The organism is Paenibacillus aurantius, from assembly GCF_032268605.1.
GTDB lineage: Bacteria > Bacillota > Bacilli > Paenibacillales > NBRC-103111 > Paenibacillus_AO > Paenibacillus_AO aurantius.
Map to the genome: position 1 here is coordinate 1392895 of NZ_CP130318.1, position 18716 is coordinate 1411610.

14 protein-coding genes are annotated in these 18716 nt (G+C 58.8%); 10 read left to right on the forward strand and 4 right to left on the reverse strand.

From position 1 onward, the window contains the following. The first annotated feature begins 321 nt into the window (after positions 1-321). From MJA45_RS06810 to nagA, 8 genes are all read left to right on the forward strand, one after another. Positions 322-1893 carry a response regulator gene (locus tag MJA45_RS06810; RefSeq protein WP_315606517.1) on the forward strand — a complete coding sequence of 524 codons (1572 nt, stop codon included), beginning with the start codon at positions 322-324 and terminating at the stop codon, positions 1891-1893. Further along, on the forward strand, positions 1893-3719 hold the full coding sequence (locus MJA45_RS06815; RefSeq protein ID WP_315606518.1) for a sensor histidine kinase: 1827 nt from the start codon (positions 1893-1895) through the stop codon (positions 3717-3719). The genes MJA45_RS06810 and MJA45_RS06815 overlap by 1 nt, the downstream gene beginning before the upstream one ends. A 297-nt stretch (positions 3720-4016) precedes the next feature. After that, positions 4017-5027 carry a hydroxyacid dehydrogenase gene (locus MJA45_RS06820; RefSeq protein WP_315606519.1) on the forward strand — a complete coding sequence of 337 codons (1011 nt, stop codon included), beginning with the start codon at positions 4017-4019 and terminating at the stop codon, positions 5025-5027. Between the two features lie 133 nt (positions 5028-5160). Then, positions 5161-7005 (forward strand): YyaL domain-containing protein, encoded by a 1845-nt coding sequence (locus tag MJA45_RS06825; protein ID WP_315606520.1) that lies wholly within the window; start codon positions 5161-5163, stop codon positions 7003-7005. Continuing rightward, the gene (locus MJA45_RS06830; RefSeq protein WP_315606521.1) at positions 6986-8623 is read left to right on the forward strand and encodes a glycoside hydrolase family 3 protein; all 1638 of its coding nucleotides are present in this window, start codon (positions 6986-6988) and stop codon (positions 8621-8623) included. Before MJA45_RS06825 ends, MJA45_RS06830 begins: the two co-directional genes overlap by 20 nt. A gap of 25 nt (positions 8624-8648) precedes the next feature. Beyond that, on the forward strand, positions 8649-10223 hold the full coding sequence (locus tag MJA45_RS06835; protein WP_315606522.1) for an FAD-dependent oxidoreductase: 1575 nt from the start codon (positions 8649-8651) through the stop codon (positions 10221-10223). A 48-nt stretch (positions 10224-10271) separates the two neighbouring features. Next, a complete protein-coding gene (locus tag MJA45_RS06840; RefSeq protein ID WP_315606523.1) occupies positions 10272-11897 on the forward strand; it encodes a putative N-acetylmannosamine-6-phosphate 2-epimerase in 1626 nt (541 codons plus the stop codon). A 56-nt stretch (positions 11898-11953) separates the two neighbouring features. Beyond that, positions 11954-13141, forward strand: coding sequence for an N-acetylglucosamine-6-phosphate deacetylase (nagA, locus tag MJA45_RS06845; RefSeq protein WP_315606524.1), 1188 nt, complete (start codon positions 11954-11956; stop codon positions 13139-13141). A gap of 144 nt (positions 13142-13285) precedes the next feature. Here the strand turns inward: nagA and MJA45_RS06850 are convergent, their stop codons facing one another. Both MJA45_RS06850 and MJA45_RS06855 read right to left on the reverse strand, forming a co-directional pair. Then, complete coding sequence (locus tag MJA45_RS06850) at positions 13286-14779, reverse strand: sensor histidine kinase (RefSeq protein ID WP_315606525.1); 1494 nt, start codon at positions 14777-14779, stop codon at positions 13286-13288. Then, on the reverse strand, positions 14769-15464 hold the full coding sequence (locus tag MJA45_RS06855; protein ID WP_315606526.1) for a response regulator transcription factor: 696 nt from the start codon (positions 15462-15464) through the stop codon (positions 14769-14771). The genes MJA45_RS06850 and MJA45_RS06855 overlap by 11 nt, the downstream gene beginning before the upstream one ends. A 345-nt stretch (positions 15465-15809) precedes the next feature. Between MJA45_RS06855 and dgoD the strand changes: the two genes are divergently transcribed. Both dgoD and yqeK read left to right on the forward strand, forming a co-directional pair. Continuing rightward, a complete protein-coding gene (gene dgoD / locus MJA45_RS06860) occupies positions 15810-16958 on the forward strand; it encodes a galactonate dehydratase (protein ID WP_315606527.1) in 1149 nt (382 codons plus the stop codon). 351 nt (positions 16959-17309) lie between these two features. Further along, positions 17310-17927 carry a bis(5'-nucleosyl)-tetraphosphatase (symmetrical) YqeK gene (gene yqeK, locus MJA45_RS06865; RefSeq protein ID WP_315606528.1) on the forward strand — a complete coding sequence of 206 codons (618 nt, stop codon included), beginning with the start codon at positions 17310-17312 and terminating at the stop codon, positions 17925-17927. Positions 17928-18100: 173 nt separating this feature from the next. Here the strand turns inward: yqeK and MJA45_RS06870 are convergent, their stop codons facing one another. Next, positions 18101-18382 carry a hypothetical protein gene (locus MJA45_RS06870; protein ID WP_315606529.1) on the reverse strand — a complete coding sequence of 94 codons (282 nt, stop codon included), beginning with the start codon at positions 18380-18382 and terminating at the stop codon, positions 18101-18103. 29 nt (positions 18383-18411) lie between these two features. Further along, positions 18412-18606, reverse strand: coding sequence for a DUF2188 domain-containing protein (locus tag MJA45_RS06875; protein ID WP_315606530.1), 195 nt, complete (start codon positions 18604-18606; stop codon positions 18412-18414). Positions 18607-18716: the final 110 nt, after the last annotated feature.

Genomic DNA, 18716 nt, shown 5'->3' on the forward strand with positions numbered 1-18716 from the left:
CCGCCGGGCGGAGGCTTTTTTCTTGTGAGCGGGCTCCATAAAATTCCACTTTTTCCCATAACCAAGAAGAGTCCCGGATTGCTTTTCTCCTTTTTTCTAGGATTAACGTCCTAATGCCTTATCCGCTAAGGAAGTTCTGCTTTTCAACTGATTTGCGTGCGCATTAATAGGTTTTTTCACCTACAAAGTTACCGGATAAGGCACTATGTCAGGACCATTTTCCCGTTTAGTGCTACAATAAAAGCTAGTCGGAATTGGTCCGTTGAAGCATTCATCAGGAATAGGCACAAAAGGAAAAGGGTGGTTGTCTTGATTCGAGTCATGCTGGTTGATGATGAGAAAATGACGAGAGAAGGGCTGAAGGAATTTATTGCGTGGGACCGCTTCGATATGCAGGTGGTGGGCATGGCCGAGAACGGGCGCCAGGCGCTGGAACGGTTCGGCGAGCTTACGCCCGATCTGCTTGTCTGCGATGTCCGCATGCCGCACATGGACGGCCTGGAGCTGGCCCGTTCGCTGAAGGATAAGGCGCCCGCCTGCAAATTTATCTTCCTTAGCGGATATACGGACGTGGACTACCTCAAGACGGCGATCAAGCTGCAGGCCGTCGATTATGTGGAGAAGCCGGTGCAGATCCCCGAGCTCGAGGAGCTTCTGGAGCGGACGGGAGAGGACATTCGGCGGGCCCGGGAGGAGAGCCTCCGGGCCAAGCGCATCCGGGAGAGCTGGGACACCAGCCGGCCGGAGGTAGCCGGCAAGGTGATCCGCCGGCTGGTCAGCCCGACGGCCCGTTCGGGACCGGAGTGGGAGAGGACGCTCGGCGAGCTCGCGATGCTGAACCCCTCCTTCCCGTCAGCCGGAACCTGGGTATGCTGCGCAGCGGTGTTTGCTGATGCCGTGGCGCGGGAGGCTTGGAGCCGGGAGGCGGCCAAGGAAGCGGCGGTTCATGGTCTTACGGTGCTCGCCGCGGTAGTGGACGGGCGGGGAGTCGCGATGGCTGCGCTGGAATCGGAGAGGCGCCTGGAGCCCTTGACCCTCTGGCTGAACCGGATGGTCTCCCTTGGCCGCCAAGAGGGAGACGCCGGGGCCGCGGTTTCGGCCGGGGTGGGCAGCGTCATTCATTCGCTTGCCCAAGCGGAGGAGTCTTATGAAGAAGCCGTGAATGCGCTTCAATACAAATTTTACCGGGGCTGGGGAAGCGTGCTCTGGCACCGGGAGCTCCCGGGAACCCGCCGGGACGATCTGCTTCTGTTCAATAAGGAGCATTTGAAGCGCTTTGAGGAAGCGCTGAGGCGGAATGATTTTGCCGAGGCGGAGGAAGGGCTGGGACAAGCGGTTGACGAGCTGCTCGGTCATCCGGTAGGGGACGTGGAGTCGGTGCGCAAGAAGCTTTTCTTCTGGTATGTCTCTATGACCAAAATCTCCCCCGAGGCCATGTGGGAGGTCGAGAACGACGAGCTGTGGTCGAACGTGTTCGTGGCCGGCGAGCTTCATACGGTCCGGCAATTCATGGCCCGCCGCCTGGAGATCATCAAAGAAAGCCTCGGGGAGAAGGCGCCCGTCGAGCGATCCGTCATCCGGGACGTTCTGAAATACATTCACCAGCATTACGATGCCGACATTACGATCGCGGCCATTGCCGGCCATGTTTATCTGACCCCCACCTACCTGTGTCTCCTGTTCAAGAAGGACCGGGGAGTTTCCATTAACGACTACATTACCTCCTACCGGATCGAGAAAGCGAAGGCCCTCCTCCGGGAAAGGGGATTAAAGCTTTATGAAATTGCCCGGATGGTCGGCTACCAGGACGCCAACTATTTCTCGAAGGTATTCCGCAAGCTGACCGGCGTCAACCCTTCCGAATACCGCGACACACTGGAGGAATACGGCTGATGCTTGGCACGGGATACCAGCGGCTGCGAAGTTATTTCTTGAACATGCGGATCCGCGGGAAGCTGCTCCTCACCTATCTGCTGCTGATTCTGGTCCCGGTGCTGACGATCGCCTGGATCACCTACCAGCGTACCTCCGGGATGATCGAAAGCCGGGTGGTGGAATCCACACGCAAATCGTTCGAGCAGGCCAATACCTTTCTGTCTTACAAGCTGAATAACATCAAGGATGTCTCGAGCTACCTGTATCTGAACCCCACGCTGACGGAAATCCTCGGAACGAAAGGGGAGGATACCTCCCTTCGGGAGCAGATTGACAATTACCAGAAGCTGATCGAAATCATCCGTTCGGTCCAGACGAGCCGGGATATTTACAGCATACGGCTTTTCGTCAACAGCGACGCCCTCTATGCCCGGGAGAACATCACCATCCTCGGGATGGCGGGAATCACCGGGACGGACTGGTACAAGCAAATGCTCGCCAACCAGCAGAGCATTTACTGCCGGCCGACCTATGACTACAACTATTTGGATGCGCGAGGCGTGCAGAAGATCATCTCCTGTATCCGGCCGTTGTCCGCCGACCCGGCAACCGGACAGCCGGCCGGCATCCTGTCGGTCGATGTCCTCGAAGACAGCCTCGGCACCATCATCCAGCAGACGAACATTACGAACAGCGGGGAAGTGTATTTGCTCGACAGCCAGGGCTATGTTATCTCCGCGAAGGACAAATCGAAGATTGGCACCATTCTCAAGGAGTATACCGAAGCGGACAAAGAGCTTTCAGCCGAAGAAGAAGTCGGCTCCGGCCATAACCCCGATGGGTCGATTCTCATCCGCAAGCAGGTGGAGGGAACCAATTGGCAGCTTGCCGCGGTCATTCCCCAGGAGGAGATCGTGGGAGGAAGCCGGCTTCTCGCGAGAGACCTGCTCGCGGTCCTGGGGATATTCGTGGTTATCGCGGTCCTGACGGCTATCGGCGTATCGAGCGGGATTACCCGCCGCATCCGCCTTCTTGTCCACCATATGAGCCGAATCGAAACGGAAAAATGGGACCAGGCGCTGCCCGTGGAAAGCCGGGACGAAATCGGCTGGCTGCAACAGCATTTCAACCGGATGAGGGAGAACATCAAGCAGCTCATCCGGGAAACCTACCAGGCCGACGCGGCGAAGAAGAATGCCGAGCTGAAGGCGCTTCAGGCGCAGATCAACCCGCATTTTCTGTACAACACGCTGGAGCTGATTCACTGGATGGCCATGAAGCACCGGGCGTTCGACATCAGCGAGCTGGTCGGAATGCTGGCGAAATTCTTCCGTCTCAGCTTAAGCGGAGGCAAGGATGTGATTCCGCTGCGGGATGAGATCGAGCATGTCCGGATCTATCTGGACATTCAGAACAAGCGCTTCTCGGGAAATCTCGACGTCCGGTTCGAGATCGAGCCCGGGCTGGAGGAGCTCGCGGCCGTCAAGCTTCTTCTGCAGCCGCTTGCAGAGAATGCGGTGCTTCACGGCATCCGGGAGAAGGAGGAAGGGGAGCGCGGGGCCATCTGCATCCGGGGCTGCCGTGTTGGGGACACCATCGTTCTCGAGGTGGAGGACGACGGGGTAGGCATGGACCCGATGCAGGCCGAAAGACTGTTCGAGGAGTCCCGGAGCGGCGAAGGCGGATATGGCATCCGCAACGTCGTGGAAAAAATCCGGCTCTATTACGGCGAGGAATACGGCCTGTCCTACGTCACGGCGCCCGGACAGGGGACGAAGGCGGTCATCCGCCTGCCGGTCGTGCCTTATCCGCCGCCTTCCATGCTCCCAGGGGAAGAAGGTTAGGGCTAGAAGACAGCATGAGATGGGACAGGCCGGAGCGGCCGCTTGCCCTCATGCGGGAATTTTTGGGGGATACCAACAGATAAGCGCCACGAGAGGTAACCGACCGGGACACCCGGTCGGTTTTTTGCCGTGTTCCATGTTATAGGAGGAAATCCCGGGAGATAGGGCGATGGACAAAACCTTAATATATTCCTCTTTTTCGTAAGATCGAAGCATGTCCTCCCGTAAGGTTTGCCTGCACAATAGAAGGATAAAAAGGCTTATCGCCCGCCAAGGGTAGAAAGAGAGGGGAAGCCGATGAGGAAGATTGTCTTCCTGCCGGGAAAGCACGTGACCGAGCGGGTCTTTCTTCCGGAGCACTTGGAAGCGCTTGAGAACAGCGGAATCGAATTGATAGTTAATCAAGGAACGGCCAATCCCACCTCCGAAGAGGCGGCGGAATGGATAGCCGGGGCCGACGTGGTTTTTACCTCCTGGGGATGCCCTCTTCTCGAGAAGGCCATTCTCGACCGGGCCCCGAACCTGAAGCTAGTCCTGCATGCGGCCGGCTCGGTGAAGCCGGTCGTCACTCCCGAGCTGTGGGCAAGGGGGATCCGCGTGTCGTCCGCCGCTTCGGTGTTGAGCCGGGGGGTCGGGGAAACGGCGCTCGGGCTTACGATCGTCTCTCTTAAGAACATATGGGAAATTACACAAAAGGCGAGAACAGAGAACTGGTGGGGCTACCGGAGCGACGGAACCCGGTCCCGCATCCGGGAGATGTATGGGTCCACCGTGGGCTGCATCGGAGCCGGACATGCGGGGAGGCATTACATGGAGCTCCTCCGGCCTTACGGGGTCCGGCTGCTTCTGAACGACCCCACCTTGACCCGGGAACAGGCCGATGCATGGGGAGCGGAGCTGGTGGATCTCGATACGCTGTGCGCCCGTGCCGATGTGGTGACCGTTCTCGCACCCGAGCTTCCGGAAACGTACCGGATGATCGATGCCGGCCGCCTGGAGCGGATGAAGGAAGGAGCGACCCTCATCAACCTCGCCCGCGGCTCGCTCGTGGACGAGGAGGCTCTGATAGCCGAGCTGAAGCGGGGACGCATCCGGGCCTGCCTGGATGTGACCGTTCCCGAGCCGCCGCCCGCGGATCATCCGTTCCGCACGCTGCCGAACGTGGTGCTGACCGGGCATATTGCCGGAGCGGTTAATAACGGGCTTCATGCGCTGGGACGTTTTGCCATGGAGGAGTATTTCCGCTTTAGGGAAGAAGGCTGCTTGGCAGGGGAAGTGCTCCCCTCTAGTTTGAATACGAAGGCTTAACCCCTTCGGGGGGAGCTGACGGCTGCCGTGATGCGCTCGGCGGCCTTCTATGTCGATCCGAAAGAAGCTGCAGCACGTGGCGGGCCGAGGACCGTAGGAAAAGATAGGACTAACCAAAAGGGTGGGATAGAAGATGAGTGTTGCCGTATTTACCGCCGGCCCTCTGCAGGGACCGGCGCTTCCGCACAAGCGGGTGTTCGCGCTTAGCGAGCTGGAGGCCATGGAGCTGACCGGGTTTCAGGCGGTGTTTCTGATCGGCTCTCCCAAGCTGGATGAAGAGAGCTCGCTTACGCGGGAAACGATTCACAGGCTTTGGCAATATGTGCGCCAAGGCGGCGTCCTGTACGCCGAAATGATTCAGGCGTTTGATTTTGCCGGGTCCCGTTTGTTCGGGTGGAAGCAGGATTTCCCCAAAACCCGCCGAACGATGGAAAAGCTGAGGGTGACGGAAGCGGGCGGGCCCGCAGGCTCTCTTCTCGAATGGGACGGGGCCATGGCGTACGGCTTCCCGATTCATGCCGAGGTGCTGCTCGAGCACGGGGTCTTCAAAGAGACGCACAAGGCGGAGCGGGCACATGGGGAAAGGGTCTATCCCGCCCTCCTTGCGCGTTCTCTTGGAGAAGGCACCTCGGTGTACAGCGCCTTTTCCCTCTTCGGAAGCACCGAGCCGGCCGCCTTCCGGCCTAACGGCGTATGGAAGGACGTGCTTAAGACGTTGTCCGAACGGACCGGCGTGTCCTTCGGGGAGCCCGAGCCCGTTATCCGTCCTTCGGGCGGAACCGATCCGGACGAAGCGGTCAAAGCTTGCATGAGCTGGTTCCTCGATTCCGGTATCCTGCCGGAAAGGGACGGAAGCGCCGGCATCTATGAGAACGTTCACTCCGTAACGGCGAGGCTGATGGCGGACCGCCGGCCGGACTGCCACGCCCACACGGCGCTGTTCTTCTATCTGTATGGCAAGGCCTTGGGAGAGAAGGCTTGGGAAGAGGCGGCGCATGGTCTGCTGCAGTCCCTTTTCGAAGGGGGCTACCAGGACATGGAGCCGGATTCGGCCACCTATGGATTCTTCAAGTGGTACGATTTCCCGGAGGAGAAGCCGGACCAGATCTTTACGGACGATAACGCTTGGGCCGCCTTCGTGCTGCTGTACCTGTACCGGCAGACCGGACGGGAGGAGTACCTGGTGAGGGGCCTTGCGGTAACGGAAGCGATGCTCGCCACCCAGCGGCCGGACGGGCTGCGGGCCAATATGCTGCTCGGGGACGTTCTCCGCAAGGAAGGCCGGGAATCTGCGGTTCCGCTTGACGCAAGCTGGAACCCGCATTTTGAAAGCATCGCCCATGCCGCCTTCGTTCAGGCTTACCGGGTGACGGGAGAGCAGGTTTACCTGGACACTGCCGTTAAAGGAACCATTACGCTTGTAGAGAATGCCGATAAGCTGGCCTTCATGTACAGCCGGACCTCGGGGCTTGGACGATTCCTGCTTCCGCTCTCCTATTTGAGCTCCCATGACTCCACGGGTACGATCGGGGAAGGGCTCCGAAAGGTAACGGAGGAGCTGTTCTCGCGGCAGCATGCCTCGGGCGCCATTGAGGAAGCCGACAATCCGGATCCGGAACGGTTCGGCCAGGAGGACGCCGGGGTGTACCTGTATAATGGCGAGGGCATCGCGGACCAGCTCTACACGAACAATTTTCTGCTGATGAATGCATGGGAAGCGTGGAAAGCGACAGGAGATTCCGCCTACAAGGTCAAATATGAAGAGCTGAGGGAATTCCTCTGCCGGATTCAGATTGCAAGCGGCGACGCCCGGTTCAACGGGGGCTGGATGAGAGCGTTCGACTTGAACCGCTGGGAATACTTCGGCAACAACGGGGACACCGGCTGGGGACCGTACTGCATGGAAAGCGGCTGGACGCAGGCTATGATCGGAACGGGACTTCTCTTAGGCCTGCTGGATGAGTCGGTTTTTGAGTAAGGGAGACAAAAGAATGCAGGGCACCTCGAAGAAGGGGTTGCTTACAGACAGGGAGACGATTATGGTGGAAGAGAGCAAGGAAAGCAGAGCCCGGATGCTGGCGGAGCTTAGCTTAGAAGAGAAGGTGGGCCAGCTCTTTGCCTTTTATTTGAATGGCGAGGAGGAGCTTCCCCGGGCGAGAAAGGCGGCAGGGGAGTGGAAAGCCGGCGGAATCTTTCTCGATATGGGGATTCTGCATAATCCCCGGCAGGTGTATGAGCTGACGGCCGAGCTGCAAGCATGCGCTCTGGAGGAAGGAAGCGGAATTCCGTTGTTCCTCTCGGCGGATCTGGTAGCCGGCGCCGGCTGCAAGCTGCGGGATGGCGGGGCGGTGCATTTTCCCAAGAACCGGGCGGTCGGAGAGGTTGGAGACGCGAAGCTCGCCTACGAGTCCGGGCGGATTACCGCGGAGGAGTCTCTTGCCATCGGTGTGAATTTCAACTACAGCCCCGTGGTGGATGTGAACAACAACCCGCTGAATCCGGTTATCGGCACGCATTCCTTCGGAGAGGATCCGGAGCGGGTGGCGCGGATGGGCGAGGCGGTCATCGCCGGTTACCAGGACAACGGCATGGTGGCCACAGCGAAGCATTTCCCGGGGCACGGGGATACCCAGGTGGATTCGCATTATGCGCTGCCCGTGCTTCCCTTTGACCGCGGGCGGCTGGACCGCTTCGAGCTGGCGCCGTTCCGCGCCGCTATTCAAGCCGGAGTGGATGCCGTGATGGTCGGGCATATCGCCGTGCCTTCGCTCGATCCGTCCCAGCTTCCTGCCTCGCTGTCCTACCCGATTACAACTGGACTGCTGAGGGAGGAGCTGGGCTTCCGGGGTCTGATCGTAACGGACGGCATGTCCATGAAAGGGATCACAGCCCAGTTCAGCCAGGCGGAAGCCTGCGTCATGGCCGTTCTGGCAGGCGCAGATATTCTGCTCGTCTGTCCGGCTTCCACGGAAGAGGGCCAGGCCATGATCGACCGGGTGACCGAAGCCGTTCGCCAAGGGGAGATCAGCATGGAGCGTCTGGAGGCTTCGGTGGAGCGGATTCTGGATAAGAAGGCCAAGTACGGATTGACCCGGGAGAACTTCCGGCAGCCGGCGTTTGACCCGGTGAAGCTGGAGAGGGAGGACAATCAGAAAGCAGCGGACGAGCTGGCGAGGAGGGCCTTGTCGGCATCGAACGCCTTTACCGTGCCGTCCAAGGAAGAGGCGCCGGCATCCCCGGTCACCCTGATCTGGGACCGTCAGGTGGATTTCTTCGCCGCCCGTCTGCGCGGAAGAGCGGAAATTCGCAGGGAGCACAAGCTGGATTCGTTCGCGGAGCTGCCCGGCTTTCTTGCGCAGTGTGAAGCGGAAGAAGGAAGCTGGCTGTTCGCCCTGACGCATAACAAGCCCATTCCGGCTGATGTGCTGGCCGCACTCGACCGTTTTGCCGCGGCCCGTCCGGGCAAGGTCCAGCTGGTTCATTTTGGCTCACCGTATGACCTGGCTCATCTGTCTCACGTGCCGGCTCTGCTGCTATACGACCGGGCGCCAAGCCTGCAGAAGGCGGCGGCCGATTATTGGGAAGGCATCCGTTAACGATTAGGAAGGGGAGAAAAGCCGAATGAATAAACACCTGCAAGCCGATATCGTCATTATCGGAGGAGGAACCGGGGGCTGTGCGGCGGCGCTGGCCGCCGCAAGTGCCGGTCACCGGGTTATCCTGACGGAGGAGACGGATTGGATCGGAGGCCAGCTGACGAGTCAGGCGGTGCCGCCCGACGAGCATCCGTGGATCGAGAAGTTCGGAAGCACGGCAAGCTACCGGGAATTCCGCAGCCGCGTAAGGGAGTATTACGCGAGAAATTTCCCGCTGGTCAAGCCGGCGCCCGCTCATCAGCCGTTTAACCCCGGTAACGCGACGGTCAGCCGCATCGCCCACGAGCCGAGAGCCGCTCTCGCGGTGCTCCGCGATATGCTGGCGCCTTATGTTCACAGCGGAAGGCTGACGATTCTGTACGGCTGCCGGCCGGTTGACGCCGAGACTGAGGGGGATTCGGTCCGTTCCGTAACCGTAGCCGATTCGCTAACCGGAGACCAGATAGTGCTCACCGCTCCTTACTTTGTCGACGCGACGGAAGAAGGGGATGTGCTGCCTCTGGCCGGAGTGGAATATGTCACGGGAAGCGAATCCATTAAGGAAACCGGCGAGCCCCATGCCTTGGAGGGAGACGCCGATCCGATGGACATGCAGGCGTTCACCCACTGCTTTGCAATGGATTACATCGAAGGGGAAGACTTTACGATCCCGAAGCCGGCGCAGTATGACTTCTGGAACGCCTACCGGGCGGACTTCTGGCCGGACAAGCAGCTCAGCTGGGCCGGCCTTGTTCCCCATACGCTCGAGCCGGTGCGGTACAGCCTGTTTCCGGACGGGAAATCGTTCTCCCTGTGGAAATACCGCCGACTCATCGACCGGTCCCAATTCCGCGAAGGCACCTTCGCGAGCGATGTGACCAATGTGAACTGGCCGGCCAACGACTACTGGCTCGGTCCGATCATCGACGTGCCCGCGGAGGAAAGGGCGAAGCATCTCGAAGGGGCCCGGCAGCTCAGCCTGTCACTTCTGTACTGGATGCAGACCGAAGCCCCGCGGCCGGACGGCAAAGCCGGCTATCCCGGCCTGCGTCTGCGTCCCGATATCGTCGGGACGGAGGACGGCTTGGCGAAGACCCACTATGTTCGTGAATCCCGCCGCATCCGTGCGGAGCTGACCGTGGTGGAACAGCATCTGAATCCCGACCTCCGGCCCGACGGGACGGCGGAGAACTATCCGGATTCCGTAGGCGTCGGCTCTTACCGGATCGATCTTCACCCGAGCACGGGGCTTAGGACGTATATCGACGTCTCCTCCCTGCCGTTCCAGATTCCGCTCGGCAGCCTTCTGCCGGTGCGCGTGAACAACCTTCTGCCCGCCTGCAAAAACATCGGAACGACTCATATCACGAACGGCTGCTACCGGCTGCATCCGGTGGAATGGAACATCGGAGAGTCCGTCGGCTACCTTCTTGCGTTCTGCCTCTCCCGGGGAGCGGTGCCGCGTCAGGTGCGGAGCGAGGAAAGCCTACTGGCCGAATACCAGTCCATGCTTCAGGAAGCGGGAGTGGAGCTGAAGTGGCCGTCGATTCATGCCGTATAGATAACGGGCAGGTTCCCGTAAGAATCCATATAGAGAGAAGGGCAACCGATGAGCATCATTCCTAAAAACAGCCTGGTCGTTTCCTGCCAGGCGCTGGAGCACGAGCCGCTTCACGGCTCCCACCACATGGCCGCCATGGCACGCGCGGCCGCGGCCGGCGGCGCCGGCGGCATCCGCGCCAACAGCCTGCCCGACGTGGCCGCTATTAAAGCGGCGGTCAGCCTGCCGGTGATCGGTCTGTGGAAGAAGGATTACGAAGGCTTCGAAATGTACATAACCCCGACCTTGGAGGACGCTTTGGCGGTTCACCAGGCGGGAGCGGATATCGTAGCCTTGGACGCCACCTCCCGTCCTCGTCCGGACGGCCGGACGCTGGAGGAGACCATCCGCCTTCTGAAGGAGAAGGGGGTTCGGGTTATGGCCGACATTTCCACCTTCGAAGAAGGAATTCAGGCGGCCGCTTACGGTGCGGATTACGTTTCCACCACCTTGTCCGGGTACACGCCATATACGGAAAACACCGTTCTGCCCAATCTCGACCTGGTGCGCAGACTGGCGGAGGAGCTGAAGGGCTCCGTCGTGGCCGAAGGCGGCATTTCCCGGCCGGAGGAGGCGGCAGCCGCCCTCGAGGCCGGTGCGGATTTCGTCGTGGTGGGCGGGGCCATCACCCGCCCGCAGAGCATCACCGCACGTTTCGCAGAGGGCATACGCCGTCCGGAGAAAGCGCTTATGGGCCCGGATTCCCTCTATATCGGCGTAGACTTGGGCGGAACGGGCATGAAAGGAGCGGTCGTGGACCGCTTGGGGCAGTTTCGGGCCTCGGCTTCCCGGCCGACGCCTACCGCTCTCGGAAGAGAGGGCATTCTCGAGTCTATGCGGGAGCTGATCGGTGAGCTGATCGAGCAGGCAGGCCCGGTAGAGGCGATTGGCATCGCGTCCGCCGGCAGCATCGACCGGGAAGCGGGCGTCATCCTCTTTGCGACCAGCAACCTTCCCGGCTGGACCGGCGTCCGTTTGGCCGATGAAATCCGGGGGACGTTCGGCCTTCCCGTCTTCATCGATAACGATGTGAACGCGGCGGCGCAGGGCGAAGGCTGGCTTGGTGCCGCTGCGGGGCACCCTAACTTCGCCTACCTGGCCATGGGGACAGGCGTCGGCGGGGCGATTGCCTGGAACGGGCAGGTCATCCCCGGCGTCCACGGCGGAGCCGGAGAGGTGGGGCATATCATCGTGGAGCCCGGAGGCCGGGTCTGCAACTGCGGACAGAAGGGCTGTCTGGAGCAGTACACCTCCGGAACCGCCTTGACCCGCGATGCGGCGGCGGCCGTGCCGGGCTGGGACAGCCGGAAGCTGCTGCAGGCTCTCGCGGAGGAAGACCCGCGGGCGGTTGAGGTAATGGAGGCGTTCGTCTTCCGTCTGGCTGTTGGGCTTGTGAATATCCAGCGGGTCTTCGACCCGGAGCTCATTATTCTCGGCGGAGGAGTGGGCGAGACGTATGACGGCTGGAGCTCCCGGCTCGAGAGGGCGATCGAAGAAGCCGGCTGCGAATCCGTAAAGGTTAAGCCTGCCGCCACCGGAAACCGGGCGGGCATTCTGGGGGCGGCCCGGTACGCCATGACGAAACATGCTGCCATCCAAGCTTCCTCCGCCCAAACGGATAGCAGCTCCTTATAAATCAACACGATCCGGCAGCACCGGTTTAAGGGATTCGGTACACGGGGAGGTAACCAATGGAAAGAGCGGAAAGAATAGACGGGCTCATCCGCAAGGGGAATGTCGTCCTGCCGGAGTCCACGCGGTATGGAGCGGATGTCCGCCTTCGTAACGGAAGGATTGCGGAGATAGGAGAGGCGCTTCCCTGCTTAGAGGGGGAGACGGTCATGGAGGCGGAAGGGGCGTGGGTCTTTCCCGGCTTCCTCGATCTCCATGTTCATGGTGGAGACGGGGCCGGTGTATCGGACGGGGATCCCCGTTCGCTCGCCAGGATGTGCGCCTTTCATGCCCGCCATGGCACAACGGGTCTGCTCCTCACCACGTCCACCCTGCCGGATGAACGGCTGACGGAGGCGTTGGAAGCCGCCCAGGCTTACGCTTCGTCAGAGGACGGTAGCATGGGGGCTGAAGCCTTGGGGGTTCACCTGGAAGGCCCCTTTCTAAGCGAGGCTTACCGGGGAGCCCAGAATCCGGAATGGCTTCAAGCGCCATGCGTGGAGAAAGCCCGCCGGTGGATGAAGGCCTCCGGCGACCGGATTCGTCTCGTTACCCTTGCTCCCGAGCTCCCTGGAGCGCAGGAGGTCATCACCTTCTTCCGAGAGAAAGGCGCCGTCGTGTCGGCCGGCCATTCCGGAGCGGATTATGACGGGATGGAGCAGGCGCTGCGGAAGGGGGTTACGCACAGCACCCACTTCTATAACGGAATGCCTGGGTTTCACCACCGTCAACCGGGTATAGCCGCCTCCGTCTGGCTTAACGATGAGGTGAGCGCTGAGCTTATTCTCGATCTTCAGCATGTTCACCCGGCGGCGGCCCAGGTTCTCCTTCGCTGCAAAGGGCTGAACCGGGTGTGCCTGATCACGGATGCCGTCCATACGGCGGGGCTTCCCGACGGGGAGTACTGGCAAGCCTCGGGCCGCAAGTTGACGGTCCGGGAAGGGACCGTCCGGCTCGAAAGCGGAGAGCTGGCCGGCAGCCTGCTCACCATGGACCGGGCCGTGCGGCATGCCGTTCAGGTGCTGGGCCTTGCCCCTCATGAAGCGGCCCGCCTCGCTTCTCTTACTCCCGCCGAAATCATAGGGGAGGAACGGGAACGGGGCTCCCTTTCCCCGGGCAAAAGGGCGGATCTTGTCCTTCTGGATGCGAATTATGACGTCCTGCTCACCTTGCGGGAGGGTGTGCCCGTTTACCGGAAGTCTGATTAGAGAACGGGATTCTGTCGGAATCCCTAAATTGCCCACGCGGTCACGCAACAAAGAGCACCTGACTCCCTCCTGGGGAGTCAGGTGCTCTTTGTTTGCTATTGTTCAACGGACGCCTCAAACGGCTGCCGGTCCGAGAATCCCGGCTTACGACAGCTTAAGCCGCACGCAGAAGCGGACCTCGTCCTCCTCGCTCTCGGCCCAGATTTCGCCGCCGTGCGACTCGACGATGCTCTTCGCGATGGCAAGCCCGAGACCCGAGCCGCCGGCGGAAGACGTGCGGGCCGCATCGACCCGGTAGAAACGGTCGAACAGCCGCGGCAGCTCGTCCGCCGGAATCGGGTCACCCTGGTTGACCACGGTCACCAGGGCATAGCCGTCCGGGTCGGGGGTCATCGTTACCTTCACGGTGCCAGGCTTGTGGCTGTATTTGATCGCATTCGTAAGGAGGTTCTCGAACACCCGGATCATTTTGTCGGGGTCGATGGAGACGTTCAGCTTCTCCGCCGGCAGGCTGCGGATGAGCTGCAGCTGGTTCTCCTCCGCGTGGCTGACCAGCTCCTCGATCAGCTGCTCCAGCAGCTCGTTCAGGCAGACCCTTTCCTGGTGCATCCGGATGCCGTGGTTGGTCAGCTTCGTGTATTCGAACAGGTCGTCGATCAAGCCCTTCAGCTTCTCCGACTTGCCGTAGGCGATGCTGATGTAGGAGTCGGCCTGCTTCTCGTCTTCGAAGTTCTTGTCCTTCAAGAGCCGGAGGTAGCCCATGATGAGGGTGAGCGGCGTCCGAAGGTCGTGCGAGACATTCGTAATAAGCTCATTCTTCGTTCGTTCCGCACGGCGTTCTTCCTCAAGCGTCCGTTGCAGCTCCTCGGCCATCCGGTTGATGTTGTTGGCCAGCGACCCGAGCTCATCCCGGCTGTTCTGCTTCACCCGGTAATCGAGCCGGCCGCGGGAGATTTCCAAGAGTCCGCTCGTCAGCCGCTCTAGGTCCTTCATTTTGCGTTTGGTGAGCAGGTAGAACAGGAGGATGAAGACGGCAATGCTGAAAGGAATGGAGAGAGGGCTTCCGTCCCTCACGTAATAAATGGTCGGCTGGGGAATGCCGCTTACGACGAGGTACCCTTTCTGGCCATCCAGGTCGATCGGGTAGAAGCTGGTGTACTCCCGGCGGAGATTATCCGGATTGTTCCGCGCCTCTAAGGCGTTCGTGAACAGGTTATGAAGATCGACGGTCGTCTCCCGTGCATCCTTGCTTTTCAGCAGAACCTTCCCGTCCAGATCGAGCACCATGATTTTGTACTGGCTGAGCTCAATATGACGCTGGAGAAAGGAGCGGGCGTCCTCTTTACCAGGGTCCGAGGTGTGCGATATTTTCAAATAGCCGGCAATGTTGCGCGCTTCTTCGTCCATGTTATTGATGTCGGCGGTATAGTCAAACTGGGGGGCCCGGTTGACCTCGCCCAGGATGGCGTCGGACAGGGAGTAGGTGAGCACGGAGGCCAGCAGGCAGATGACGAAGGTGAAGATCAGCTGAAGCCGCAGGGAGCTCTGAACATTCTCCTTGCCAAGCCGGACCGTGGATCGCAGGAAGCGGAAGAGGTCTCCGAGCCAGTTGAAAGGGAAGATGCGGCTAAGTTTCAATTTTGTAGCCTACCCCCCATACCGTCTTGATGTAACGAGGCTGGCGCGGATTCGCTTCGATTTTCTCGCGGATTTTGCGGATATGCACCATGACGGTGTTCTCCGAGTCGAAAAAAGCTTCCTTCCACACGCTTTCGTAAATGCGCTCGATGCTGAAGACGATCCCGCGGTTGCGGGCTAGCAGCTCGAGAATGGCGAATTCGCGCGGCGTCAGCTTGACCTCGCGGCCCTCGATTCTTACCTCATGCGTGTCGGTATTGATCGTCAGATCATCGACTTCAATCTCGTTTTCCTTGCGGGCATCCTGCACGTTAAGACGATGGTAACGGCGGAGCTGGGATTTGACGCGCGCCAGCAGCTCGAGAGGATTGAACGGCTTCGTCACATAGTCGTCCGCTCCGGTGCTGAGGCCGAGGATCTTGTCGATGTCCTGGCTCTTGGCGGACAGCATGATGATGGGCATGTTTTTACGTTCGCGGATTTTGAGGCAGGCTTCAATGCCGTCCATCCGGGGCATCATCACATCGAGAATGATCAGGTCCACCTCGTGATTCTGCAGCACGTCCAGCGCTTCGATGCCGTTCGCCGCCTTCAGAATGTGAAAGCCGTCGTTCTTTAAATAAATTTCCAGCAGGTCGAGGATTTCTTTCTCGTCATCGACCAGGAGAATGGTTTCTTTGGCCATAGGGTACACTCGCTTTGTTGTAATTTGGCAGGCCCGCCCTTTTCCTGCAGGTCCAGGGGGGAACTATCCCTACTTAACCATACCGCCTGGGGAAAGGCAAGGCTTCCGGCGGTGCTCCGGGCAGCGGTCCTTGGAAGGCTCGCGGCGGAAGGAGGCAAGCCGGAAAGATGCCCGCAGGAAGCCGGTGAGCTTCCGCCTCACGGGAGGGATGTTCCTGTCATTCTCTGAGTATAAGGGACAATTCTTAAAGCGGGCATGGGCGAAACCTTAACTTTCTCTTAAAGGTGCCGTCTGGTAAACTTAACCGTGAAAGCGGATTCCTAATGGGAAAGGGAGTGGTTGGTTATGAAGATTACCGGGTTTGAGACGTTTCTCGTGCCCCCGCGTTGGCTCTTTCTGAAGATTGAAACGGACGAGGGCATCTGCGGTTGGGGAGAGCCTGTTGTGGAAGGAAGGGCGCGGACCGTGCAGACGGCGGTGGAGGAGGCGATGGGCTACCTGATCGGCCAAGACCCGCTGCGGATCGAGGATCACTGGCAGGTCCTCTACCGTGGCGGCTTCTACCGGGGAGGTCCCGTGCTGATGAGCGCCATAGCGGGCATCGACCAGGCGCTGTGGGATATCAAGGGACGCTATTTCAACGCGCCGGTTTACCAGCTGCTGGGCGGGGCGTGCCGGGACACGATGAAGGTATACAGCTGGATCGGCGGAGACCGGCCGAGCGAGATCGGAGAAGCCGCCCGGCGGGCGGTGGAGGCGGGTTTTGCAGCGGTCAAAATGAATGCGACGGAGGAGCTCCAATACATAGACTCGTATGCCGCCATCGACCAGGCTGTGGAGCGGATCGCCGCCGCCCGGGACGCCGTCGGCCCCACAGTGGGCATCGGCATCGATTTCCACGGCCGGGTGCACAAGCCGATGGCGAAGATTCTCGCCAAGGAGCTGGAGCCGTTCCGGCCCATGTTCCTCGAGGAGCCGGTGCTGCCGGAGAACAACGAAGCGCTGAAGGAAATCGCCGCTCACACGAGCATCCCGATCGCCACCGGGGAGCGGATGTTCTCGCGCTGGGATTTCAAGGATCTGCTCGCATCCGGGCACGTGGATATCATCCAGCCCGATCTGTCCCATGCCGGAGGGATTACCGAGTGCAAGAAAATCTTCGCTATGGCGGAAGCCTACGACGTGGCGGTGGCTCCCCACTGCCCGCTCGGTCCGATCGCCCTGGCCGGCTGCCTGCAGGTGGACGCCACGGCGCACAATGCCTTCATCCAGGAGCAGAGCCTAGGCATCCACTACAACGAGCTGAACGACCTGCTCGATTACCTGGTGGACCCGTCCGTGTTCCACTACAAGAACGGTATGGTGGACATTCCGCAAGGCCCCGGGCTCGGCATTGAAATCAACGAAGAGCAGGTGCGGAAGATGGCCGGGATCGGCCACGACTGGAAGAACCCGGTCTGGCGGCACAAGGACGGCTCGGTCGCGGAGTGGTAACGGACACAAAGATCCCGATGACCGGTAAGGGATGATAGACACCCGATTGGGAAGGTTATTCAGCCCAATGTAAATAGAGGATAATATGTACAATCTAAGTGTATATATCCTCTATTTTTTCTATGCTCCTCTATTATTCAGATATGTCAATCGTCTGTGAAAATGTCACCTTAACTCGTCCGAGAAAATGTCACTTTCAAGTATGGCCGAGGCGACTCACCAGAGTGCTTCGGCATAGCTGTTATGCTGTGAATTTAAGGCGTCTTGGAAGTCGCTCTTGCCTGCACGTAGTACAAAATAATTTTATCTATATTAATTGTTTCGCCATTTGTTTTTAGGAGGTACTGGTTAATGCATGAAGCCTATTCAGGGTTGTCGTTTAGTGAATTGACCGGAAATTTACGTAATGATATTTTTACTTTCTTATCGAAAAATGGATGCGAAAAGACAGCAGACCACTGCTTGAAAGTTGGGGAAGAAGCGAAAAGAATCGCTATAATGGTGGGGGGCAATCCTATTGAAGCCGAATATGCAGGATATTTGCACGATATCAGTGCTGTATTCCCGAACGTAAGAAGAATTTCAATTGCTAGACAGTTAGGAATTGAGGTTTTATCGGAAGAAGAAGCCTTCCCAATGATCATTCATCAAAAAATTTCAAAAGAGATGGCTCGGGATTTATTTAACATATCGAAACCAGAAACTTTGAATGCTGTAGGGTGCCATACAACATTGAGAAAACAATCTACACTTTTGGATAAGGTGTTATTTGTTGCAGATAAAATGGAATGGGACCAACCGGGAACTCCCCCTTACATCGAGAACATACTTCATGAACTTGAGAAATCAATTGTCCATGCTTCATTTGCTTATATAAATTATCTTTGGCAGCAACGCGAAAAATTAAGGGTAGTTCATCCATGGTTAAGGGATGCGTATGAAGAGTTAGCTCCACTTGTAGGGGACTAAACGGATACGATAGTGGCATGAACATATTATCCATGTACAATTTGTAACACCCCTCTTGGAAACTGGATCTCTAATGATTTGGTCTTGATAAGGGATGGAATCCCTATCGAGAAAAAGTAGGGGCCCGTTAGCGGAAGGATCGCTCCTTTCCGTTAACGGGCATTGGAGCGGACTTATTTGGAAGGATACCGGAAATGGGGGCTGTCTTTGGTATAGTCCGTCTCCACTTCCAGCGAGCCGTCCGCATGGTAAATTTTCAAATGGGCATGCTTCGATTCCGCACGCTCCTGCGCGGCCTGAAGCAGGTCCGTTTTGCGATCGGCGGCCCGGAGTACATGGTCGGAACCTTCCTTAAGAAGCACCCATCTTTCCTTATCGGATTCGAATTTCATTTCGTAATAGAGGTCATCCTGCGCGTCTTTGCGGGTGAAATCGGGTTTCGGTCCTCGTCGCATCCTAGCACTCCTTTCCGATCAGAAGGCATTCATTGGCCCTTTTTGCGGATTTGTTTGTGGTGGTCTTCTCCCCATTCCTTGGCTTTGGCGGTCGCAATTGAGATGGCCCGTTCTTCCTCATAGCCTTTCTCCAGCAGCTCGTTTCCGATCTCAATGGCCTTGTAGCGGATCGGAGCCATAAAATTTTTCAAGGATGGCGGGTAATCTTCCTTCGTCCATGGCATCGGTGATCCCTCCTTTAATAACATTTAGCCGTCATCCGGCCCATCTAAACAGGAAATTTTAACAGCGATCAGTGTCCCGGCTATCAGGCCAAGGGACGAAGGCTGCCAAA